We start from the raw sequence: 20,981 nt of genomic DNA, 5'->3' as shown, positions 1-20,981 counted from the left end.
ATTGCACGGACGACAACCATGGACGACCAAGGACTCCACGACGCCGCCATCATGCTGATGTCCCTCGGCGAGGAAGAGGCCGCCGAGGTGTTCAAGCATTTCTCGCCCAAAGAGGTGCAGAAGCTGGGCGAAACCATCGCGCGCATGCGCTCGGTGTCGCGCGAGAAGGTGGACGAGGTCATCAACAAGTTCTCCAACGCAGCCGCGGCGCAGAGCCTGCTGGTGTCCGACACCGGCAACTACGTGCGCGCTGTGCTCAAGCGTGCCCTCGGCGACGACAAGGCCGGGCTGCTGATTGACCGGATCTTGCAGGGTGGCGATGTTTCGGGCATCGAGAGCCTCAAGTGGATGGACCCGCTGTCGGTGGCCGAGCTGTTGCGCAACGAGCACCCGCAGATCGTCGCCGCCATCCTGGTGCACTTGGACAGCGACCAGGCGTCGGGCATCCTGATGCACCTGACGGACCGCCAGCGCAGCGAGATCCTGCTGCGCGTGGCCACCCTCGAAGGTATCCAGCCCACGGCCCTCAAGGACCTGAACGAGGTGTTGTTCAAGGTCCTGGCGGGTGGCGACAAAATCCGCAAGAGCTCTCTGGGCGGCGTCAAGGCGGCCGCAGAAATCATCAACATGCTGGGCGGCAACATGGATGCCGTGGTGCTCGAGTCCATCCGTGGCTACGACCCTGACCTGGCCCAGAAGATCATGGACAAGATGTTCGTGTTCGAAGACGTGCTCAAACTCGACGACAAGGCCATTCAGACGGTGCTCAAGGAAGTGGCGTCGGAAACCCTCATCGTGGCCCTCAAGGGTGCGGTGCCCGAACTGCGCGAGAAATTCCTGTCCAACATGTCTTCACGCGCCGCTGAAGCGCTGCGTGAGGACCTCGAGTCGCGTGGTCCGATGCGGCTGTCCGAGGTGGAGGCGCAGCAGAAGGAAATCCTCAAGACGGTGCGTCGCCTGTCCGACGAAGGCCAGATCGTGATCGGAGGCGGTGGTGATGATGCCTTCGTCTAACCAGCGGTCCTATTCGCGCTTCATTCCTAGCGAGGAGGTCGGCGACTTCAAGCAGTGGAAGTTTGCTGCGGTGGATGGCTCCGACCTGGTGGAGCCGGAGCCCGAACCGGAGCCTGTGGCAGAACTGCCGGTTGAGCTGGACGAAGCGGCACAGCAGGCGCTGCTCCAGCAGGCTTGCGACGATGCCTATGCCGAGGGCTTTGCCCAGGGACAGGCACAGACCGCGCTGGAGTGGCAGCGCCGCATGGATGAATACATTGCCCAGCAGGGACAAGAGGCGGCCCAGCGCCTGCAGGGCGTGCTGCAGACCCTCGACGCCAGCCTGATCGACATGCAGCAGCAGATGGCGCAGCAGGTGCTGGAACTGGCGTGCGACATCGCGCGCCAGGTGGTACGCCAGGAGCTGTCGGTCAACCCCAATGCCTTGCTGCCTGTGGTACGGGAGGCTGTGGGCATGCTGGTGAACGAGGGGCGTCCTGCCACGGTGCGGCTCAATCCGGTGGATATGGAGGCCATGGCCGAACCCCTGCGGGAAGAGATCAATGCGCCCGGTGTGCAATGGATGGCCGATGCCACCGTACCTGCTGGCGGCTGCCTGGTGGAGTCGGCGGGCGCGGTCGTGGATGGCAGCATCGACAAGCGCTGGCAGCGCGCGATCGCGTCGTTGGGGTTGCAGTCTCCCTGGGACGATGGGGACCGCGGAGATGGCGATGACCGTTGAAACCCCCACCGCCTGGGACCGCTTCATGGACGACGCGCGCGAGCGAGTTGCAGAAGGCACGCCGCTGGAGACGCGCGGTACGCTCACTCGCCTGACGGGCCTGGTGCTGGAGGCGGTAGGTATCCGCGTGCCCGTGGGTTCGCAATGCATGGTGCAAATGCCCGGACATGCGCCAGTGTTGGCTGAGGTCGTCGGATTCTCTGCCGACCGCGCGTTCCTGATGCCTGCGGGCGATATCCACGGGTTGTCCAGTGGCGCCAGCGTGGTGCCGGCTGTGCCCTATATCCCTATGCCTCGCCTGGGAGAGCCTGCTCGACCGGTGCAGCGCGCTGGTGTGCTGCGTTTGCCTATGGGTGACGGGTTGCTGGGGCGCGTGGTGGATGCCCAGGGCCTTCCTCTTGACCACGGAGGACCTGTGCAGGATGTGGTGTCCGAACCCATGGGCCGGCGCCAGATCAACGCCATGGACCGCGACCCGGTGCGCGAGCCTCTGGATACCGGCGTGCGCGCCATCAATGCCTTGCTGACCGTGGGGCGCGGTCAGCGCCTGGGGTTGTTTGCGGGCTCTGGCGTGGGCAAGAGTGTGCTGCTGGGCATGATGGCCCGCTACACCCGGGCCGACGTGATTGTGGTGGGGCTCATTGGCGAGCGGGGACGCGAAGTCAAAGAGTTTGTGGAAGACATCCTGGGAGAGGAAGGCCGTGCGCGGTCGGTGGTGGTGGCTGCACCCGCCGACGCGCCGCCCCTGCTGCGCATGCAGGGGGCGGCCTATGCCACTGCGGTGGCAGAGCATTTCCGCGACAAGGGCCAGCATGTGCTGCTGCTCATGGACTCGCTCACTCGCTACGCAATGGCGCAGCGGGAAATAGCTCTGGCCATCGGCGAGCCGCCTGCGACCAAGGGGTATCCGCCATCGTGTTTTGCCAAGCTGCCACAGCTGGTCGAACGCAGTGGCAATGGTCTGCATGGGGTGGGCTCCATCACCGCGTTCTATACGGTGCTGTCGGAAGGCGATGACCAGCAGGACCCGATTGCGGACGCAGCGCGTGCCATTCTGGACGGCCACATTGTGCTGTCGCGCGCCTTGGCGGAGACTGGGCATTTCCCGGCCATCGACATCGAGCAATCGGCATCGCGGGTCATGCACAACGTGGTGTCGCGCGGGCACTTTGATCTGGCGCGGCGGTTTCGTGCAGTGTATTCGCGCTATCAGAAGAGCCGTGATCTGGTGCAGGTGGGGGCTTACATGAGCGGTTCGGACCCCGCGCTGGACGAGGCGATCCGCTTGCAGCCGCAGATGGCGGGTTTTCTGCAGCAGGACATGTTCGAGGCAGCCTCCATGGACCACAGCGTCGGCGCAATGGCGGCGGTGCTGGACCATTGAGGGCGGAACAGGTAAATCTTCATGTCCAGTCTCAACGCCCTGTCTGTCGCCGTTGAAGTGGCCTCCCGCAAGCGGGACGAGGCCCGTCAAGTGCTGCAGGACACCTTGGCTGCAGAGCAGGCGGCACGCGCTCAACTCGATCAGCTCCAGGACTATGCCCGTGAAACCGAGTCCCGCTGGGGCATGAAGGCCAACACGGCCGTGCAACCCGAAGTGATGTACCACCACTATCACTTCATGGACCGGCTGGGTCATGCGGCCAGCATCCAGACCGGGGTGGTGGGTGATCATTCAGCTCGGGTGCAGGCTGCGCAGCGTGCTTTGCTGGATGCAGAGCTACGTTTGGCCAGTCTGCGCAAGGTGGTGGACAAGCGGCGCAATGATCTCGCGCTGCAACAACTGCGCAGGGACCAGAAGCAGACCGACGAACGCGCCGCGCTGCAGTACCGCACCGCAGGCCAGGAAAATTGAATATGGAACCGACCAAAGTAGCTTCCTCGCAAGGGACCCAGCCCGCGCACGCGGCCCGCGCCAAATCGCCGTCCCAGTCGGCTGCAGATGCTGGCGACCCGACCGCCGCAGGCGGATTCTTGGCGCTGCTGGCGGCGTTGGGGGAGGGGTCGGACGGTGAGATCTCGGGCGATACCGTGATCCCTTTGACCGAAAACGGCGCTGATCCTGCCTCGTTGGCTGCGGCAGATGCTTCAGCGATGGTTGCATGGCAGGGGTTACTTGCACCTATGCAAAACCTGAACGAGCCCGGTGGGGCCAATGGGCAGACAGGCTTGGGGACGTCTCAACTTGCCAGTTCAGGTTTGGGAGGAATCACGGCGGTGGCGCAGCCGGGTTCGCAAGGCAATGCGCTCAATGACCTGCTGCTGGGGGGTATTCCCCAGGGTTTGGTTGCTGAGACTGCGAAGCTGGATGCCTCTGCTGACCTCAGGGAAGAGCCTTCGCAAGGAGCATTGGTTGCATTGGGGCGCACATTCTCGCGTTTGCAGAGTGCCAGCGCTCAACGAGCAGGTGGCGCGGGTATGGCCGATGCAGCGCTGGGTTTAGCCACCGTGCGGGACTCTGCAGCGCATTCCAGCGCGATTCATGGCGGCTCGGTAGCGTTGGCGTCCTCCGCGGGAGAACGGGCGTTCTCCGGGTTGCCCGTTGGCTCTGTGGCCGAGCGATCAGGCGTTGCCCATTCCAGTCCCACTGGGGCCGAGGCCGGTACGCCCATCCCTGACGGTTTGTTGGCGGCTGTTGCCTCAGCGCGCGCGCCAGAAGCCTCGGCTGGTGGACGTTCGCATGAAGATGGCGCGGGCGGTGGAGCCTGGTCCGAAGGTGCATCAGGCGCTTCGCCTGTGGAGTCGGCTAATTTCACTGATGCAACGACATTGACCGACCCTACCGCCCTCGGCACAGAAGAACAGGTTGCCGAGCAGGTCGCCTACTGGGTGAATCAGAAGACCCAGAACGCGGAGTTGACCCTGCAACGTGATGGCCAACCTGTGGAGGTATCCGTGTCTCTGTCGGGCAATGAGGCGCATGTGTCATTCCGCAGCGACCAGCCGCAGACGCGGGAGCTGCTCGACCAAAGCATGGCGCAGCTGAGCGATCTGTTGCGCAGCGAGGGATTGGTGCTGTCCGGCATGTCCGTGGGTACATCGGCACGTGACAGTGGAGGGGGCCGGGAGTCCGGTCAGCAGCGCCCCCGAGAGGGAGTGCGCCAGGCACAGGTAGTGTCTGCAGTGCCTGGGGGCACGGTCTCGCTGGCGCGCGGCGGTGGGGCGGCAGATCGCGCCGTGGACGTCTTCGTCTGATTTGATGAGGGCGTGGACAGGCTGCGGTTTGACTTGTCTCGCCCGGCTGCGCAGATGAGCGCGGCGAATGCCATGGTTTTGGGCTTTTATTCTGGCTATTATTGGTTGCACCCCCGTCCAATAATGAGCTACCCGGTTGTGCTTGCGCTTTGATAGCGCTTGCACAGCAGCTCCCTACCGCAAGGAATTCCATCGTGTCAGCCAATACTCCCGCAGCAGCGGCGCCCGCCAAAAGCAAGAAGATGCTGTTGATCATCATCGGCGTGGTGGTGGCCGTGCTGGTGATCGGAGGGGGGGCTGCAGCGTGGTTCATCTCCAGCCGATCGCACGCCGCTGAGGATGAGGAGGGCGGCGCCCCTGCGGCACACAAGGAGGCTCCAAAAGTTGCCCCCACCTTTCTGCCCATGGAAAACATGGTGGTCAACCTGGCCGATCCTGGCGGCGACCGTTTTGCGCAGATTGGCATCACCCTGGAGCTGGAAGACGCCAAAACGTCTGACCAAGTCAAGCAATATCTGCCTACGATCCGTAGCGGCATCCTGATGCTGGTGTCGCAGCGCACGTCCACCGAGCTGCTGCAGCGCGAGGGCAAGGAGAAGCTGGCCACCGACATCTTGCGCGAGGTCTCGCGGCCTCTGGGCTACTCGGTGCCGTCAGAGCGTGAGCGTGCAAAGGCTGCGGCCGCCGCCGAGCAGGACGGAGATGCCGAGGAGCGTCCCGCCGCGCGCAAGCGCACGGAGCGCAATCCGGTGCGCAGGGTGCTCTTCTCGAGCTTCATCATCCAATGAGCCCGCCGGGTAAGGACCAGCCATGAGTGATTCATTTCTTTCGCAGGAAGAGGTCGATGCCCTTCTGGAAGGGGTCACTGGTGAAAGCCAGAAGTCGGTCGAAGAGGTGGCCGAGGCGGGCTCGGTCCGCAACTACGACATCTCCAGCCAGGAACGCATCGTCCGCGGCCGCATGCCGACGATGGAAATCGTCAATGAGCGGTTTGCGCGCAACTTCCGCATCGGGCTGTTCAATTTCATCCGCCGCAGCCCCGAGATTTCGGTGGGGACCGTGTCGGTGCAACGCTACAGCGCCTTCCTGCGGGAGCTGGCGGTGCCCACGAACTTCAACATCGTGGCGATTCGGCCCTTGCGCGGTAGCGGGCTCATCGTGTGCGAGCCTTCGCTGGTGTTCGGCATCATCGACACGCTGTACGGCGGGGTCGGCAAGTTCCAGACCCGCATTGAGGGCCGTGATTTTTCGCCCACGGAGCAGCGTGTCATCAACCGGTTGGTGGATGTGATCTGTGCGGAATACAAAAAGGCATGGCAGGGCATCTATCCGCTGGAGCTGGAGTACCAGCGCTCAGAAATGCAACCCCAGTTTGCCAACATTGCCACGCCCAGCGAGATTGTGGTGTCCACGGCCTTCCAGTTGGAAATTGGTGACCTGTCAGGCGCCATCCATATCTGCATGCCCTATGCAACGCTGGAGCCCATCCGCGATGTGCTGTATTCGTCCACCCAGGGCGATTCCATCGAGGTGGACCGCCGCTGGGTGAACGTGCTCAAGCGTGAAATTCAGTCTGCAGAAGTTACGCTGGTGGCGGAGCTGGCGAAAGCCGATGCCACCGTCGAGCAACTGCTGGCGATGAAGCCGGGTGACTTCATTGAACTGGACCGTGAGCCCCGTATCCGTGCGTCGATCGGAGGGGTTCCAATTTTTGAATGCCAGTATGGAACCCACAATTCCAAGTACGCCATTCGCATTGAAGAGTGTCTGCGTACTTCGGACATGAGCTGGCTGGGAGAGAAAAATGGCAACTGAAGAAGACAACAAGGACGCAGGCGCGGATGATCCGTTTGCGGGTTGGGCTGAGGCGCTGGAAGAGCAGAAGCGAACGGACGAAAAGCCGGCGGATGCAGAGCAGGGCGGGCCGCTGTCGGGAGAGCCTGTGCGGCCGTTCTCTGGCGCTGCGGGCGGTGACTCCGTCAACGACATCAACATGGTGCTGGACATTCCAGTGCAACTGTCGGTGGAGTTGGGGCGCACCAAGGTACCTATCAAGTACATCCTGCAGCTGGCACAAGGTTCAGTGGTGGAGCTGGATGCGCTGGCAGGCGAACCCATGGATGTGCTGGTCAACGGCTACCTCATCGCACAAGGCGAGGTGGTGGTGGTCAACGACAAGTTCGGTATCCGCCTGACCGATGTGGTGACTCCGTCGGAGCGGTTACGCCGGGTCAGCCGTGGATAGTGGGAGCATGACCCAGACGCTGCTGGTTGTGGTGCTTTTTGTGGGGGCCATGGCCTTGCTTCCCTGGGCGGTGCGTCGCCTGCAGCAGCGCCAATCCTCCGGGGCGTTGGCCGCCGGGGTGGCATCGCGCGTGGTGTCTGCCGTAGCCGTCGGACCCCAGCAGCGGGTCGTCACCGTGGAGGTCGGCCCGGAAAATGCACGTACCTGGCTGGTGCTGGGGGTGACGGCGCAGCAGGTCAGTTGCCTGCATGTGCTGCCGCTGGCCAGCAAGGGGGCCGGTGATGCGGTGGCTGCTGCGTCGCCAGCGGGGCCATCGTTTGCCCGGGAGATGCAATCAGCCTCCGCTGAGGTTGGAAAGTCTGCCCATGTCTGAGCGCGAATCCTCGTTCCTAGGCAAAGGGGCGCGATGGGCCGCGCGCTCGTGGCCTTGGGCTGTCGCTGTGCTGGGGCTGGGAGTTCAAGGCTCGGCCTGGGCGCAGACGGCGGGGGCGTTGCCATTGGTGGTGGGCAGTGGGCCCTCTGGCGCAAGCTACTCGGTACCGATACAGACCTTGCTGTTTTTCACGGCGCTGTCTTTTTTGCCCGCCGTGCTCCTGATGATGACGGGTTTTACCCGGATCGTGATTGTGTTGTCCTTGCTGCGCCAGGCCTTGGGAACACAGTCGGCGCCCCCCAACCAGGTCATCATCGGGCTGTCTTTGTTCCTTACCTTTTTTGTCATGGGGCCGACCCTGGATCGGGTGTACCAGGATGCTTATGTCCCCTACACCAACAACACGATCAGCTTTGAACAGGCGCTGGACCGAGCGGAGGCGCCCATGCGCAGCTTCATGCTCAAGCAGACGCGGCAATCGGACTTTGCGCTGTTCTCCCGGCTCGCACGTCTGGATCCCAGCGTGACGGCTGAGACTGCACCGATCCGTGTGCTCGTACCGGCTTTTGTGACCAGTGAGCTCAAATCGGCGTTCCAGATCGGGTTCATGATCTTCATTCCATTCCTGGTCATCGACATGGTGGTGTCGAGCATCCTCATGTCGCTGGGCATGATGATGTTGTCGCCGGTGTTGGTGGCATTGCCATTCAAGCTCATGCTGTTTGTTCTGGCCGATGGTTGGAATTTGCTGATCGGATCATTGGCTGCCAGCTTTGTCACCTGAAAGATTTCGCCATGACCTCACAAATGGTGCTGACCATCGGGCGTGATGCCCTCACCTTGTTGTTGATGATCTCCATGCCTGTGCTGGGGGTGGTCATGGCTGTGGGGTTGTTGGTCAGTATTTTCCAGGCGGTCACACAGATCCATGAGGCCACGCTGGCCTTTGTGCCCAAGTTGATTGCTGCCATGGTGGTGTTTGCGATTGCGGGGCCCTGGATGCTCAGCACGCTGGTGGATTTCATCCGCAGGACGATCGAATCAATCCCGTCGATGATTGGGTAGCGCCATGTCAATCTGGGCAACTGGCTGCCTGAGGACCGTGCGGCCGGCTTGGCGCTCGTGGGAATCCGTGTCCCGTGGAGATCGGTTGCCATCGCTTTCAAGATACCTCGGCGACGCCAGGGGAGGGGGCCGATGATTACCTTTTCCGAAGCACAGATCATGGGCTGGCTGTCGCCCATCCTGTGGCCCTTTTTGCGGGTGTTGGCGTTGTTCTCTGTGGCCCCGGTGTTTTCCATGCGTGTGGTGCCCATGCGCGTCAAGATCGGCCTCGCATTCCTGGTGGCCTTGTGCGCGCAAGGTGTGCTGGGTGAACAGCCTGTCATCAGCGTGAATGGTCGAGGCGCTCTGGGTGCGGTCGCTCAGCAGGTGGCCGTGGGACTCGCCATTGGCTTTTCGGTGCGACTGGTGTTCACGGCGGTCGAGCTGGCGGGCGAAATCATTGGGCTGCAGATGGGGCTCAACTTTGCTTCATTTTTTGACCCCACCTCCAATGGACAGATCAGCGCTGTGGCCCGTTTCTTTGGTCACATGTCCATGCTGCTGTTTGTCGTCATCAATGGCCATTTGTTGATACTGATGGCCGTGGTCAAGAGTTTTGACCGCTTCCCGGTCGACGGCAATTTTCTGCAGGCGTTGGGGCAGATGAGGTTGCATGAGCTGGGAGCTTCACTCTTCTCCAGCGCGCTCTGGATCGCCATGCCCATGATTGCGTTACTGCTGTTCGTCAACCTGACCATGGGGATCATCTCGCGCGTTGCGCCGCAGATGAACATCTATGCGGTGGGTTTTCCGGTCACGCTCACGGTGGGGATGCTGGGCATCGCGGCAACTCTCCCGATGCTGGAACAGCCCGTGCTGGCGTTGATGCAGCAGGCGGTGGATCTTTTTGCGGCCGGCAGATGAGGCTGGCAGCTACACAAGCTGGTTGCGGATGGCGTATACAGTCAGCTCCGCGTTGTTAGAGAGCTTCAGTTTTTCGAGAACCCGTGAGCGGTAGACGCTCACGGTTTTGGGACTCAGCATCAACTCTTCGGCAATGTCCGACAAGCGCCGACCCGAGGCAATCTTCACCAGGGTTTGCAGTTCGCGCTCGGAAAGCGCCGCATGGGGCACCTCTGGCGTGGGTTGGGCCAAGCTGTCCGCCAGCATCTGAGCCACTTCGGCAGTGAGGTATTTGCGCCCTTGCATCACTGTGCGTACGGCGGCAATGAGCTCGACCGGGTCGCCGGCCTTGTTTGCATAACCCTGGGCCCCTGCCTTGAGGCAGCGCAATGCGTATTGGTCCTCGGGGTACATCGAAACCACCAGCACCTTGATGGTGGAGTGGGTCTCTCGCAGGCTGGCCAAGACTTCCAGGCCGCTGCGCCCAGGCATGTTCAGGTCCAGCAGCAGCACGTCACAGGCGGCCGTACGCAGAACATCACGGAGTTCTGAATATCCGCCCGCTTCGCCGGTTACCTGAATGTCCGGCGCTTCGGTGAGTGTGTCGCGAATGCCGCGCCGCAGGACGGCATGGTCGTCGCACAAGACGACATGGATCACGGGGCATCTCCTGGTGCGGGTGTGAGGGGAGATGGTAACGGGATGGACAGGATGACCGACGTGCCCTGACCGGGCCGGCTGCTGATGTCCAGCCACCCTCCTACGGTGCGCGCACGCTCTTGAAGGCCCTTGAGCCCGAAGGCCTTGGGTTTGTCACGCACTGTGGCATCCATGCCACGGCCGTCGTCTGTGACCTCCAGGGTCAGCACCCCCTCCTTGTCAGACAGTTCGATGTCCACCTTGCTGGGCTGCGCATGCTTGGAGATATTGGTCAATGCCTCTTGGGCGGTGCGGTACGCCACCAGTTGAATGTCGGCACGCGTATCTATGGCGTCGCTGCTGCTCTGCACTCCAGTGGGGATGCCAGTCCTGCGCTCAAAGCCGGTGGCCAGCCACTGGACAGCAGCCACCAGACCTTGCTCCAGTATGGGTGGGCGCAGGTTCATCATGATGCGCTGGCTGGCGCCGATCGCATGTTGCAGCATGTCCGCCGCCGATGTTGCATGCTCCTGCATGATCGGGTCCGTGCTGTGGCGTCCGATCCAGGCCACATCGAAGCGCACGGCCGTCAGGGCACCACCAATGTCATCGTGGATTTCGCGTGCGATGGAGGCACGCTCTTGCTCTATGGAGGTTTGCAGGTGTTCGGCCAACTCAGCCAAACGGCGCTGGGACATCGCCAGCTCGGCAATGGCCTGCTCGCGCGCGTTGCGTGCTTCATGGACCTCCAGGGTCCTGGCGATCACGTGGGGCAGACGCTGGATATCGTCTTTGAGCAGATAGTCCGCCACCCCTAGGCGCATGGCGTCTACTGCTGCAGGCTCGCCGATGGCGCCCGAGAGCAGCACGAAAGGGGGGTGCTGCGGTTTTTGCGCCACATGGGCCCAGGCATCCAATGCGGTGAAACCTGGCAGGCGGTAATCTGCCAAGATGATGTCAAAGCTGTCGTTATCCGTCAGCCTTTGGAACTCTGGAAGCGTATCGACCCGCTGGAGGTGGCACTGGAGCCCGGATCGACGCAACACACGCGCTGCCAATTCGTGATCGGCGGGTGAGTCTTCAAGATGCAGGATGTCAAGGGTCTGGTCTGGTGTTGCAGGGCCCATAGGAGCGCTATCATAGGATACAAATTGGAACAAACAACGGTGTTTGTCTGGTTGGGATGGTTTGCGCGTCAGCGTTCAATGGGCGCGGACGCTCCGGTTTGCTCGGGGGCCTTGGCAGGTTACTGATGCATGTATCGTAGTCCTGTGTATTTGCGTGTTTTGCTGCTACGTGCTGCGATGGAGAAACGATGCAATCTACGCTAACAACGCCTGGAGGACCTGCTGTCCAGGTTCCCGTCATGGTGGCGGCAGAGCTGCAGGACTCCTTGCTGGTCGTAATGCACGATCTGCACCGCCTGGAAGGTTTGCTGAACCACGCCACCGACAATCTGCTGGAGCGGTTTGGCGAGGCGAACTCCTTGTTGACCGATACCGTGGTGGCAGACTCACCGGAACTGGTGGCTGCACGTGCAGCGTTGCGCAGTGCGGTGACGGAGTTGCAGTTCCAGGACATGGCCTCCCAACTGATCTGGCATACCACCAAGGTGCTGCAGGGCTGCGCCTTTCGGCTGGCTTCGGAAGCCATGGGGCACGAAGAAGGTGAAGACGCGGCGCCCTTTGCTGAGATGGCGCCCGACAGGCCAAACCCTGTCACCCAAAGCGAGATGGATGCAGGTTCTGTGGACCTGTTTTGACGTTCACATCACTGGTTACCTTATATATTCAAGTCAGTTGGAGCCGTACATGCAATCGATCCTTGCCGTTGATGATTCACCTTCCATGCGAAAAATGGTGTCGTTCACCCTCACCGGTGCCGGCTATCACGTCGTGGAGGCAGTGGACGGGCAAGATGCCCTCGAAAAGGCCGAGACGCACAATATCGATCTGGTTCTGGCCGACCAGAATATGCCGCGCCTCGACGGCATTGGTCTGACCCGGAAACTGCGTGAGCACCCCAAGTTCAAAACGATTCCCATCCTGATTCTTACGACGGAGTCGAGCGACCAGATGAAGCAGGCGGGCCGCACGGCGGGCGCGACAGGCTGGTTGGTGAAACCTTTTGATCCGAATCGTCTGATCGAAGTCATCCAGAAAGTGATCCGCTGAGCCGGGTTGACTGAGAGCATTTAGTACACAGGAGCCCACCATGGCGGAAACCTACCAAGAAGGATCGGGTGCTGGCGCTGACTTCGATCTCAGCCAGTTCTATCAGATCTTTTTCGAGGAAGCAGGTGAGAACCTCGACCAGATGGAGCAGATGCTGCTCAATCTGGACCTGAGCAGTGCCAACGACGAGGAGCTCAACGGAATTTTTCGCTGCGCACACTCGATCAAGGGTGGCTCGGCCACTTTCGGCTTCTCTGATGTGGCCGAACTGACCCATCAGATGGAGTCCCTGCTCGACCGTCTGCGTCGCCATGAGCTGCAGCCCATCCCCCAGATGGTGGACGTTCTTTTGGAGTCTGCTGACGCATCCCGTAGCCTGTTGGCGCGCCATCAGGCAGGGGGGCAGGGCGAGGCCGTCTCGACCACCTCACTGGTTCGTCGCATCAGTGACCTGGCCGCCGGCTTGGTGCCTGGCGACACCGCGCCGGTTGTGGCTGCTCCTCCCCCTTCGGCTCCAGCACCAGCTCCCGTTGCGGCGGCTCCAGCGCCCAAGCCTTCCTCCTCCTCAGCGCCGGGGCAGGCGCGGCAACTGGAAATCCAGATCGGCCCCCTGGATCGCCCCGAGCAGGCCGATGCGATCAAGGAGTTGTTCCGGGATATTCCCGGTTTGGGCGCGATCCGCGATGTTCCGGGCAGTCCTCCCAATACGCGGGTCTTCGCGGTGGAAACGACTTCTACCAACGACGATTTGCTGGACCTGTTTGCCTTCCATGTCGCCAAGGAGCAGGTACTGATCCGCGATGCAGCGGGTGACGGTTCAGCAGGTGCCGATGATGAGGCCACAGCGGCCGTGGATACCTCCGGGGGGGAAGCACCTTACGGCTTCTTTAATGGTGCGCCCGGTGCGCCGCTCGGAGAGGCGACACGGGCCGTGCATGCGCCAGCACCGCAAGCTCCCAAGGCTGCCACCAGGGCTGCGGCGGAGCCCAAGGCTGCGATGCAGGCCCAGATGGAGTCCACCACCATCCGCGTGGATGTGAAGAAGGTCGATCAACTGATCAACCTTGTGGGTGAGCTGGTGATCACGCAGGCCATGCTGGCGCAGAACAGCCGGGGCCTCGATGCTGGGGCGTATCAGCAATTGCTGGCCGGGCTGGCAGATCTGGATCGAAACACGCGCGACTTGCAAGAGTCGGTGATGTCTATCCGCATGATTCCAATGTCCATCGTTTTCAGCCGCTTCCCCCGCATGTTGCGCGATCTGGCGAACAAGCTGGGCAAGAAGGTGGAACTGGTGACCCTGGGTGAAGCCACCGAGCTGGACAAGGGGCTTGTCGAGAAAATCACCGACCCGTTGACCCACTTGGTTCGCAACAGCTGCGACCATGGGATTGAAATGCCTGCTGATCGCCTGGCCAAGGGCAAATCCGAGCACGGAACGATCACGTTGTCCGCATCCCACCAGGGCGGCTCCATTGTGATTGAGGTGCGCGATGATGGCCGCGGTCTGTCGCGCGAGAAAATCCTCAGCAAGGCCCAGGAGCGCGGCATCGAGGTGTCGGAGCAAATGAGCGATGCCGAGGTCTGGCAACTGATTTTCGCCCCCGGCTTCTCCACGGCGGACGAGGTCACCGATGTGTCCGGGCGTGGTGTCGGTATGGATGTCGTCAAGCGGAACATTGCAGCGCTCAACGGCTCTGTCGAGATCGATTCTGCCGAGGGCTATGGCATGAAGGTGTCGGTTCGCCTGCCACTGACGCTCGCCATCATGGACGGCATGTCGGTGGGTGTGGGTGAAGAGGTTTACATCCTCCCCTTGTCATCGGTGGTCGAATCTTTCCAGGTCAACGCCGATGATGTCAGCACCGTGGCGCAAGGCTCGCAGCTGGTGAAGGTGCGTGACGAATACATGCCCGTCATCGCGCTGGAGAAGATCTTCCAGGTGCCGCGCTTCGATCTGAACAAATCCAGCAACATCATGGTGGTGGTGGAAGCTGACGGCAGCCGTGTGGCGCTGCTGGTGGATGAGTTGCTGGGCCAGCACCAGGTGGTGGTCAAGAACCTGGAGTCGAACTACCGCAAGGTGCCCAACGTGTCGGGCGCCACCATTTTGGGCGACGGCACCGTGGCGTTGATTCTCGACACGGGTGGCCTGGTCCGCCGGGCGCGCCACTAGATTCAGGCGTTGGCGCCCAAAGGCGCTGCGCCGTCATGAAAGGAGAATGCACCATGAGTGTGATCGGTAAAGCAGCAGATGCAGCGCCCACGGGCGCGCGTGAATACCTGACGTTTCGCCTCGACCAGGAAGAGTACGGCATCGATATCCTGAAGGTGCAGGAAATCCGTGGCTACGAGCCACCCACGCGCATTGCGAACGCCCCTGATTTCATCAAGGGCGTAGTCAATTTGCGCGGCACGATCGTTCCCATCGTTGACATGCGCATCAAGTTCAATTGTGCGCAAGCGGACTACAACAGTTTCACGGTGGTCATCATCCTCAACTTGCGCAACCGGGTGGTCGGCATCGTGGTGGATTCCGTGAGCGACGTGATGGAGCTGACGCCAGAGAGCATCCGCTCAGCGCCAGACATTGAGAGTGCCATCGATAACAGCTGCATTCTGGGTCTGGGATCTGTGGGCGAGCGCATGCTGATCTTGCTGGATATCGAAAAACTCATGTCCAGCGTGGACATGGGCTTGGTGACCGCCAACGAATAAGGCGCAATAGTCAGCAGCCAGTGGTGGCTCAGGCACATGTCAGGCTGTGAGCCGGAGCTTGCAGACCTTTTGGAGCGAACAGGACTTCCTCTCGGACGATCAATATGGCCCAAACCACCAGTGCTTCTGCGTCAGCCCGGTCAGGGCCGGCCAGGGGCGATCCCGCGCAGGCCGCAGCGGCAGCGCCCTCAGGCCCCCTGGCCCAGGGGCGGGAGTTTGTCTGGACCAATGCGGACTTTGCCCGGGTTCAGGCCCTGATCTACCAGCGCGCGGGCATCAGCTTGCACGATGGCAAGCATGCGATGGTGTACAGCCGCCTGTCCCGGAGGTTGCGCGACACCGGGCACACCAGCTTTCACGACTACCTGAGCTGGCTGGAGACCCATGATGGGCCGGAGTGGCAGGAGTTTGTGAATGCGCTGACCACCAACCTCACGGCATTTTTCCGTGAGCAGCATCACTTTGAAATCTTTGCGTCGCACCTGCGGTCCAAGCCATCGGCCAACTGGAGGGTTTGGTGCAATGCGGCGTCCACTGGCGAAGAGCCCTACTCCATCGTGATCACCGCACTGGAGGCGCTGGGAGCCAACGCTTCTTTCAAGTTGACGGCCAGTGACATTGATTCGCGCGTGCTGGCGACGGCTGCTCAGGGTGTGTACCGGCTCGACAGCGTCAAGGGCTTAAGCCCTGAGCGCCTGCAGAAGTTTTTCCTCAAAGGCAAAGCCGGGAACGCTGGCATGGTCCGTGCCAAGCCTGAACTGCGGCGCGCCATTGACTTCATGAGCGTGAATCTCATTCGCGACGATTGGCCGTTCAAGGAACCCTTTGATGTGGTCTTCTGCCGTAACGTAATGATTTACTTTGATGCCCCTACGCAGCGGCGCGTGCTCGAAAGAATCCACCGAGTGCTCAAGCCCGGCGGTATGCTGTTTGTAGGGCACGCCGAGAATTTCAGCGAGTCCAAAGACCTGTTTACCCTGCGTGGCAAGACGGTGTACGAGCGCCGCTGACCTGTCCATGTTGTCCTGCACATTGCACCCATGACCAACATCTACACAGGTTCATCTCCTACCAGTGCGCCTGCTGCGCTTGGCACCTCCGAAAGGCGCCGTGCTCCCCGCATTGCACCGCTGAGTGCCGACATTTATGTGTCTGGCAATACCCCCGCGCGGGAGTCATCGCTGCAGGAGCTCAAGGCACGCAGCCGCAAGCCAGGCGAGGCCTCGTTTTTCTACCTCGATCACCACTTTCAGCACAACGCGGTGAAGGTGCTCCCCGGCGAGTACTTTGTGTCGGACGAGAACATGGTCATCATGACGGTGCTGGGGTCATGCATCGCGGCCTGCCTGTGGGACAGTCGCGCGCGCATTGGGGGCATGAACCATTTCATGCTGCCCGACGGTGATCTGGCGGATGCGTCGGGGCGGTACGGCTCGTATGCCATGGAGCTATTGATCAATGAAATGCTCAAGCTCGGCGCCCGCCGTGAAACCATGCAGGCCAAGATTTTCGGGGGCGCCCAGGTCATGCACAACTTCACCACCATGAACGTGGGGGAGCGCAACACCAATTTCGTGTTGAACTATTTGCACACGGAGCGCATTCCGATCGTCTCCGAGGATGTGCTGGATATCTACCCGCGCAAGGTGGTTTTTTTCCCGGTGACCGGCAAAGCCATGGTCAAGCGGCTGGCACATGCCCATCCCGAAGCCCTGGTGGCCCAGGAGGTTCGTGGCAATGCGGCCACTGTGGCAAAGACCACGTCGGGTGGTTCTGTGGATCTGTTTTGATAAGGGTGTGAGTGAATGAGCAGGAAAATCCGGGTGATCGTGGTGGACGATTCGGCGTTGGTCCGCAGTCTGCTGTCAGAGATCATCAACCGCCAGCGTGACATGGAGTGCATTGGCACTGCCAACGACCCTCTGGTGGCGCGCGAGATGATTCGCGAGCTGGATCCGGATGTCATCACCCTGGATGTCGAGATGCCGCGCATGGACGGTATTGATTTTCTGGGGCGCCTCATGCGCCTGCGGCCCATGCCGGTAGTGATGATCTCCACGCTGACCGAGCGCGGCGCGGAGGTCACGATGAAGGCGCTGGAGTTGGGCGCTGTGGACTTTGTGGCCAAGCCGCGCGTGGGGCTGGCCAGCGGGCTCAATGAACTGGCGACACAGATTGTGGACAAGATCCGCGTTGCTGCCGTCGCGCAGGTGCGCCGTGCGCCCGCGCGCGACGCTTTACCTGCCAGCGGTGCCGTTGGGGCTCCCGTGTCGCACGCCGTGCCCGCAGTAGGTTTGCTGGGGCGCCTGTCCACCGAAAAGCTCATCTGCATCGGGGCGTCAACGGGCGGCACGGAAGCCATCAAGGAAGTGCTGGTCCAGATGCCGGCGGACTCGCCGGCGATCGTGATTACCCAGCACATGCCCCCCGGGTTCACCACCAGTTTTGCAGCCCGCTTGAACGGGCTGTGCCAGATCACGGTGAAAGAGGCCGTGAATGGCGAGCGCATTTTGCCTGGCCACGCGTATATAGCCCCGGGCGGGACCCAGTTCCATGTGGCCCGCAGTGGCGCCAACTATGTGGCGGTGGTCGATGATGGTCCGCCGGTCAACCGCCATAAGCCCTCAGTGGAGGTGCTCTTCAAGTCCGCGGCGACCGTGGTGGGGCGCAATGCCTTCGGCATCATGCTCACGGGCATGGGCAATGACGGTGCGGTGGCAATGCGTGAAATGAAAGACGCAGGCAGCTACAACTACGTTCAGGACGAAGCGACCTGCATCGTCTTTGGCATGCCGCGCGAGGCCATTGCCCACGGCGCTGCCGATGAAGTGCTGCCGCTGGGGCAGATTGCCCCTGCTTTGATTGCCCGATTGCGCGGAACGACAGACCGCCTCCACCACCGGATTTAAGGGGGTCGCTGCGCGCAGGGGCGGCACAGCGGTCTGTCCGTGGCCGGAGGAGCTCCCCCGCCGGGAGCTCGCTAGTGCCTCGGTGCCTATTCAGAGAGGGCTGTCCAGCGCTCCAGGGCCGTCATGAGTTCCTCGTCGATGGTTGCGGCTCTGGTCGTCATGGCGGTTGCGCGGGCTGGGTCGGTGCCAAACAGTGACCCGTCCGCCAGGGCCTCCTGGAGGGTCTTCTGTTCAGTCTCCAGCGAGCTGATCAGGTCGGGCAGTTGTTCCAGCTCGCGCTGTTCCTTGTAGCTAAGCTTCTTTTTTGATAGCTGCACAGGCTTATTTGATATGCGCTCCGACGCGTTTTGGTCTGAATTTTCTGAGGTGGATGGTTTGGCAGGTGCTGACGCAGCCGCCTGCAACGACCGACTGCGTTTGGATTGCAGCAGCCAGTCCTGAACGCCACCTTCGTACTCGCGCCACAGGCCATTGCCCTCAAAAGCAATGGTGCTGGTCACCACGTTGTCGAGGAAGGTGCGGTCATGGCTGACGAGGAACACTGTGCCCTCGTAGTTTTCGAGCAGTTCCTCCAGCAAGTCCAGGGTGTCGATGTCCAGGTCGTTTGTGGGTTCGTCCAGAACCAGCACATTGGCAGGGCGGGCGAACAGCCGGGCCAGCAGCAAGCGGTTGCGCTCGCCGCCGGACAGAGACCGCACCGGAGAGTGAGCGCGTGCCGGGGAGAACAGAAAGTCGCTCAGATAGCTCTTGACGTGTTTGCGCTGGTTGCCGATCTCGATCCACTCGCTGCCGGGACTGATGAAGTCCTCCAGGGTGGCATCTAGGTTGACGGCGTGGCGCATCTGGTCAAAGTAGGCTACCTGCAGGTTTGCTCCCTGCCGGATGGTGCCCTTGTCGGCCTGCAATTCGCCCAGGATCATCTTGAGCAGCGTGGTTTTGCCAGCGCCGTTCGGGCCGATCAAGCCCACTTTGTCACCGCGTAGAATCGTCCCGGAAAAGTTGTGAACGATGGTTTTGTCGCCGAAGGATTTGCCCACTCCTTCCAGTTCCGCCACGATCTTGCCTTGGTACCCGTTGGAGCTGCCGGTGGCAACGTCCATACGCACGCTGCCGACGACTTCGCGGCGGGCCTCGCGGCGTGCGCGCAACTGTTCGAGTCGGCTGATGCGGCTTTGGCTGCGGGTGCGGCGCGCTTCCACGCCGCGTCGTATCCACACTTCCTCTTGCGCGAGGAGCTTGTCGGCCTTGGTGGCGATTACCGCCTCTTGCGCCAACTGCTCCTCCTTTTGTATCTGGTACTGCGCAAAGTTGCCAGGATAAGAGCGCAACTGCCCTCGGTCCAACTCTACGATGCGGGTGGCCACACGGTCCAGGAACGACCGGTCATGGGTAATGGTCACGACGCTGCCGGGAAAGTCCAGCAACAGGTCTTCCAGCCATTCGATGGAGTCCAAATCCAGGTGGTTGGTGGGCTCATCCAGCAGCAACACATCAGGGCGGGCCACCAGCGCCTGTGCCAGCGCTACGCGCTTTTTGGTACCGCCCGAGAGTGTGCCCACCACGGCTTCGGGGTCCAGATGCAATCGCTGCAGGGTTTCTTCTACGCGCTGCTCCCAGTTCCAGGCGTCGTAGGCCTCGATTTCAGACTGCAGGGCATCCAGATCCAGCCCATCTGCGCCCGACAGGTATTGATCGCGGATGGCGATCACGCGTTGCAGGCCTTCCGAGGCCGCCTTGAAAATGGTGGCGCCAGGGTCGAGCGTAGGCTCTTGCGCCACAAAGGCAATGCGCACCCCTTGCTGCACCTGCAACGAGCCATCGTCCGGTTTGGCAAGCCCTCCCAGGATTTTGAGGAGGGATGATTTGCCCGCGCCATTGCGCCCGATCAGGCCGACACGCTCTGCGGTCTCCAGAGAAAAGCCGGCGTGATCCAGCAGTGCAACATGCCCAAATGCGAGTTGGGCGTCCAGTAAGGTGATAAGTGCCATAGGGCGGGATTATCCTTGCCGCACTCTGGCGAGGCATTTTCTCGGCCCTGAATGACCTGACGGCGCGGCAATCAGTGCTCTTTGGGCAAGGCCTCGGCCAACACTAAATTTCAGCGCGCATACCGCCGCGATGGCGTCAGAACCTGTCGCGTCCCTGCACGCGAGCAAGAATGCGCAAGTCGTCCCCCAATCGGTCCACCGAGTGAAAGCTGAGGGCATGCGCCTCGGAAAGCTCGGTCATGGGGTTCATCTGGGCCAATCCGAGACCCTCGCCGATCAGTTTGGGGGCGAGGTAAACCAGCAATTCATCGACCAGTCCCTCGCGCAGGAGCGAGCCATTGAGCTTGTATCCCGCTTCTACGTGCAGTTCATTGATGTCCCGCCGTCCAAGGTCTTGCACCATGGCTGCCAGATCCACCTTGCCAGCCTTGTTGGGCAGACTGATCACAATGGCGCCTTGGGCTTCCAGCGCGCCGCGCTTCTCCTTGTGCGCGGCTGCTGTATAGATATAGACCGGGCGTTTCGCCGCGAAAAGTTGGGCGCTGAGGGGCGCCTCCAGCGCGCTGTCCACCAAAATCAACGTTGGTTGACGTTCGGTAGGTACATCCCTCACATCCAGTCTTGGGTTGTCCGCGAGCACGGTCCCGATGCCCGTGAGCACCGCGCAGGCCCTTGCGCGCCAGGCATGTCCGTCAGCACGCGCCGCCGGTCCGGTGATCCATTGGCTGGTTCCGTTGGGCAATGCGGTGACACCGTCGAGCGAGGCGGCCGCCTTCATCCGCACCCAGGGCGTTTTGCGAATCATCCGGCTGAAGAACCCAAGATTCATTTCACGGGACGCCTCTGCCCCGGGGCCTACTTCCACCGCTATCCCCGCAGCACGCAGTCGCGCGAATCCGTTGCCCGCCACGGCAGGGTTGGGGTCAGCGATCGATGCGACGACTTTGGCGACTCCCGCTTGGATCAATGCGTCGCAGCAAGGGCCGGTACGTCCGTGGTGCGAGCAGGGTTCCAGCGTGACATAGGCAGTGGCGCCTTGGGTCGAATGACCTTGCTGC

Annotated in this window: 23 protein-coding genes (1 of these 23 cut by a window edge); 19 read left to right on the top strand and 4 right to left on the bottom strand. The window is 61.6% G+C overall.

Features of this window, described 5'->3' with window-relative positions; genetic code table 11:
• The first annotated feature begins 18 nt into the window (after positions 1-18).
• The 12 genes from fliG (at position 19) to fliR (ending at position 9,516) form a co-directional block, all read left to right on the top strand.
• On the top strand, positions 19-1,014 hold the full coding sequence (gene fliG / locus C8C99_RS12085) for a flagellar motor switch protein FliG (RefSeq protein WP_056648278.1): 996 nt from the start codon (positions 19-21) through the stop codon (positions 1,012-1,014).
• The gene (locus C8C99_RS12080; protein ID WP_108627137.1) at positions 1,001-1,735 is read left to right on the top strand and encodes a flagellar assembly protein FliH; all 735 of its coding nucleotides are present in this window, start codon (positions 1,001-1,003) and stop codon (positions 1,733-1,735) included. The genes fliG and C8C99_RS12080 overlap by 14 nt, the downstream gene beginning before the upstream one ends.
• Complete coding sequence (fliI, locus tag C8C99_RS12075) at positions 1,725-3,119, top strand: flagellar protein export ATPase FliI (RefSeq protein WP_108625877.1); 1,395 nt, start codon at positions 1,725-1,727, stop codon at positions 3,117-3,119. Before C8C99_RS12080 ends, fliI begins: the two co-directional genes overlap by 11 nt.
• A 21-nt stretch (positions 3,120-3,140) precedes the next feature.
• Entirely contained in the window at positions 3,141-3,590 is a 450-nt protein-coding gene (locus tag C8C99_RS12070) for a flagellar export protein FliJ (RefSeq protein WP_108625876.1), read from the top strand.
• 2 nt (positions 3,591-3,592) lie between these two features.
• The gene (locus C8C99_RS24205; RefSeq protein ID WP_233247212.1) at positions 3,593-4,930 is read left to right on the top strand and encodes a flagellar hook-length control protein FliK; all 1,338 of its coding nucleotides are present in this window, start codon (positions 3,593-3,595) and stop codon (positions 4,928-4,930) included.
• 194 nt (positions 4,931-5,124) lie between these two features.
• Positions 5,125-5,718: a flagellar basal body-associated protein FliL gene (gene fliL / locus C8C99_RS12060; protein ID WP_108625874.1), complete on the top strand. Its 594-nt coding sequence runs from the start codon at positions 5,125-5,127 to the stop codon at positions 5,716-5,718.
• A gap of 22 nt (positions 5,719-5,740) precedes the next feature.
• Positions 5,741-6,745: a flagellar motor switch protein FliM gene (gene fliM, locus C8C99_RS12055; RefSeq protein ID WP_056065744.1), complete on the top strand. Its 1,005-nt coding sequence runs from the start codon at positions 5,741-5,743 to the stop codon at positions 6,743-6,745.
• Complete coding sequence (fliN, locus tag C8C99_RS12050) at positions 6,735-7,175, top strand: flagellar motor switch protein FliN (protein WP_056648293.1); 441 nt, start codon at positions 6,735-6,737, stop codon at positions 7,173-7,175. The genes fliM and fliN overlap by 11 nt, the downstream gene beginning before the upstream one ends.
• A 7-nt stretch (positions 7,176-7,182) precedes the next feature.
• Complete coding sequence (locus C8C99_RS12045; RefSeq protein ID WP_108625873.1) at positions 7,183-7,548, top strand: flagellar biosynthetic protein FliO; 366 nt, start codon at positions 7,183-7,185, stop codon at positions 7,546-7,548.
• A complete protein-coding gene (gene fliP / locus C8C99_RS12040; RefSeq protein ID WP_233247211.1) occupies positions 7,541-8,332 on the top strand; it encodes a flagellar type III secretion system pore protein FliP in 792 nt (263 codons plus the stop codon). The genes C8C99_RS12045 and fliP overlap by 8 nt, the downstream gene beginning before the upstream one ends.
• Before the next feature lie 11 nt (positions 8,333-8,343).
• Positions 8,344-8,613 (top strand): flagellar biosynthesis protein FliQ, encoded by a 270-nt coding sequence (gene fliQ, locus C8C99_RS12035; RefSeq protein WP_015015801.1) that lies wholly within the window; start codon positions 8,344-8,346, stop codon positions 8,611-8,613.
• Between the two features lie 132 nt (positions 8,614-8,745).
• On the top strand, positions 8,746-9,516 hold the full coding sequence (fliR, locus tag C8C99_RS12030; RefSeq protein WP_056648300.1) for a flagellar biosynthetic protein FliR: 771 nt from the start codon (positions 8,746-8,748) through the stop codon (positions 9,514-9,516).
• A gap of 9 nt (positions 9,517-9,525) precedes the next feature.
• Here the strand turns inward: fliR and C8C99_RS12025 are convergent, their stop codons facing one another.
• Together C8C99_RS12025 and C8C99_RS12020 are read right to left on the bottom strand one after the other, a co-directional pair.
• Complete coding sequence (locus C8C99_RS12025; RefSeq protein ID WP_056648301.1) at positions 9,526-10,155, bottom strand: response regulator transcription factor; 630 nt, start codon at positions 10,153-10,155, stop codon at positions 9,526-9,528.
• The gene (locus tag C8C99_RS12020; RefSeq protein ID WP_108625872.1) at positions 10,152-11,261 is read right to left on the bottom strand and encodes an ATP-binding protein; all 1,110 of its coding nucleotides are present in this window, start codon (positions 11,259-11,261) and stop codon (positions 10,152-10,154) included. Before C8C99_RS12020 ends, C8C99_RS12025 begins: the two co-directional genes overlap by 4 nt.
• A gap of 188 nt (positions 11,262-11,449) precedes the next feature.
• Between C8C99_RS12020 and C8C99_RS12015 the strand changes: the two genes are divergently transcribed.
• From C8C99_RS12015 to C8C99_RS11985, 7 genes are all read left to right on the top strand, one after another.
• Positions 11,450-11,896, top strand: a complete 447-nt coding sequence (locus tag C8C99_RS12015; RefSeq protein WP_108625871.1) for a hypothetical protein — start codon at positions 11,450-11,452, stop codon at positions 11,894-11,896.
• Positions 11,897-11,945: 49 nt separating this feature from the next.
• Positions 11,946-12,308 (top strand): response regulator, encoded by a 363-nt coding sequence (locus C8C99_RS12010; RefSeq protein WP_015015796.1) that lies wholly within the window; start codon positions 11,946-11,948, stop codon positions 12,306-12,308.
• A 40-nt stretch (positions 12,309-12,348) separates the two neighbouring features.
• A complete protein-coding gene (locus C8C99_RS12005; RefSeq protein WP_108625870.1) occupies positions 12,349-14,484 on the top strand; it encodes a chemotaxis protein CheA in 2,136 nt (711 codons plus the stop codon).
• Between the two features lie 53 nt (positions 14,485-14,537).
• Positions 14,538-15,026 carry a chemotaxis protein CheW gene (locus C8C99_RS12000; RefSeq protein ID WP_056648307.1) on the top strand — a complete coding sequence of 163 codons (489 nt, stop codon included), beginning with the start codon at positions 14,538-14,540 and terminating at the stop codon, positions 15,024-15,026.
• A 104-nt stretch (positions 15,027-15,130) separates the two neighbouring features.
• Entirely contained in the window at positions 15,131-16,036 is a 906-nt protein-coding gene (locus C8C99_RS11995; protein ID WP_056648310.1) for a CheR family methyltransferase, read from the top strand.
• A gap of 30 nt (positions 16,037-16,066) precedes the next feature.
• Positions 16,067-16,816: a chemoreceptor glutamine deamidase CheD gene (gene cheD / locus C8C99_RS11990; RefSeq protein ID WP_199226383.1), complete on the top strand. Its 750-nt coding sequence runs from the start codon at positions 16,067-16,069 to the stop codon at positions 16,814-16,816.
• Positions 16,817-16,831: 15 nt separating this feature from the next.
• A complete protein-coding gene (locus C8C99_RS11985) occupies positions 16,832-17,935 on the top strand; it encodes a chemotaxis response regulator protein-glutamate methylesterase (RefSeq protein WP_056648315.1) in 1,104 nt (367 codons plus the stop codon).
• A gap of 86 nt (positions 17,936-18,021) precedes the next feature.
• On the opposite strand, the gene C8C99_RS11980 is transcribed toward C8C99_RS11985, so the two are convergent.
• Positions 18,022-19,923 carry an ATP-binding cassette domain-containing protein gene (locus tag C8C99_RS11980; protein WP_108625869.1) on the bottom strand — a complete coding sequence of 634 codons (1,902 nt, stop codon included), beginning with the start codon at positions 19,921-19,923 and terminating at the stop codon, positions 18,022-18,024.
• 136 nt (positions 19,924-20,059) lie between these two features.
• Positions 20,060-20,981: the 3' portion of a bifunctional diaminohydroxyphosphoribosylaminopyrimidine deaminase/5-amino-6-(5-phosphoribosylamino)uracil reductase RibD gene (gene ribD / locus C8C99_RS11975; protein ID WP_108625868.1), read on the bottom strand. Its footprint extends 173 nt past the window's final position; the window shows 922 of its 1,095 coding nt (coding positions 174-1,095); the start codon falls outside the window, past its right edge; the stop codon is at positions 20,060-20,062.

The sequence above is a fragment of the Acidovorax sp. 107 genome (genome assembly GCF_003058055.1).
Lineage (GTDB): Bacteria > Pseudomonadota > Gammaproteobacteria > Burkholderiales > Burkholderiaceae_C > Acidovorax.
Note: the sequence above shows the minus strand (reverse complement) of the source record. Positions and strands in the feature narration are given on the sequence as shown.

Bases quoted from the DNA above. Each gene is read 5' to 3' on its own strand.
- C8C99_RS12015 (WP_108625871.1), top strand. From the start codon at position 11,450: ATGCAATCTACGCTAACAACGCCTGGAGGACCTGCTGTCCAGGTTCCC.
- C8C99_RS12045 (WP_108625873.1), top strand. From the start codon at position 7,183: ATGACCCAGACGCTGCTGGTTGTGGTGCTTTTTGTGGGGGCCATGGCC.
- C8C99_RS12010 (WP_015015796.1), top strand. From the start codon at position 11,946: ATGCAATCGATCCTTGCCGTTGATGATTCACCTTCCATGCGAAAAATG.
- C8C99_RS11995 (WP_056648310.1), top strand. From the start codon at position 15,131: ATGGCCCAAACCACCAGTGCTTCTGCGTCAGCCCGGTCAGGGCCGGCC.
- C8C99_RS11985 (WP_056648315.1), top strand. From the start codon at position 16,832: ATGAGCAGGAAAATCCGGGTGATCGTGGTGGACGATTCGGCGTTGGTC.
- fliR (WP_056648300.1), top strand. From the start codon at position 8,746: ATGATTACCTTTTCCGAAGCACAGATCATGGGCTGGCTGTCGCCCATC.
- C8C99_RS24205 (WP_233247212.1), top strand. From the start codon at position 3,593: ATGGAACCGACCAAAGTAGCTTCCTCGCAAGGGACCCAGCCCGCGCAC.
- C8C99_RS12000 (WP_056648307.1), top strand. From the start codon at position 14,538: ATGAGTGTGATCGGTAAAGCAGCAGATGCAGCGCCCACGGGCGCGCGT.
- fliN (WP_056648293.1), top strand. From the start codon at position 6,735: ATGGCAACTGAAGAAGACAACAAGGACGCAGGCGCGGATGATCCGTTT.
- C8C99_RS12070 (WP_108625876.1), top strand. From the start codon at position 3,141: ATGTCCAGTCTCAACGCCCTGTCTGTCGCCGTTGAAGTGGCCTCCCGC.
- fliM (WP_056065744.1), top strand. From the start codon at position 5,741: ATGAGTGATTCATTTCTTTCGCAGGAAGAGGTCGATGCCCTTCTGGAA.
- C8C99_RS12080 (WP_108627137.1), top strand. From the start codon at position 1,001: ATGCCTTCGTCTAACCAGCGGTCCTATTCGCGCTTCATTCCTAGCGAG.
- cheD (WP_199226383.1), top strand. From the start codon at position 16,067: ATGACCAACATCTACACAGGTTCATCTCCTACCAGTGCGCCTGCTGCG.
- fliQ (WP_015015801.1), top strand. From the start codon at position 8,344: ATGACCTCACAAATGGTGCTGACCATCGGGCGTGATGCCCTCACCTTG.
- C8C99_RS11980 (WP_108625869.1), bottom strand. From the start codon at position 19,923: ATGGCACTTATCACCTTACTGGACGCCCAACTCGCATTTGGGCATGTT.
- fliG (WP_056648278.1), top strand. From the start codon at position 19: ATGGACGACCAAGGACTCCACGACGCCGCCATCATGCTGATGTCCCTC.
- C8C99_RS12005 (WP_108625870.1), top strand. From the start codon at position 12,349: ATGGCGGAAACCTACCAAGAAGGATCGGGTGCTGGCGCTGACTTCGAT.
- C8C99_RS12020 (WP_108625872.1), bottom strand. From the start codon at position 11,261: ATGGGCCCTGCAACACCAGACCAGACCCTTGACATCCTGCATCTTGAA.
- fliP (WP_233247211.1), top strand. From the start codon at position 7,541: ATGTCTGAGCGCGAATCCTCGTTCCTAGGCAAAGGGGCGCGATGGGCC.
- fliI (WP_108625877.1), top strand. From the start codon at position 1,725: ATGACCGTTGAAACCCCCACCGCCTGGGACCGCTTCATGGACGACGCG.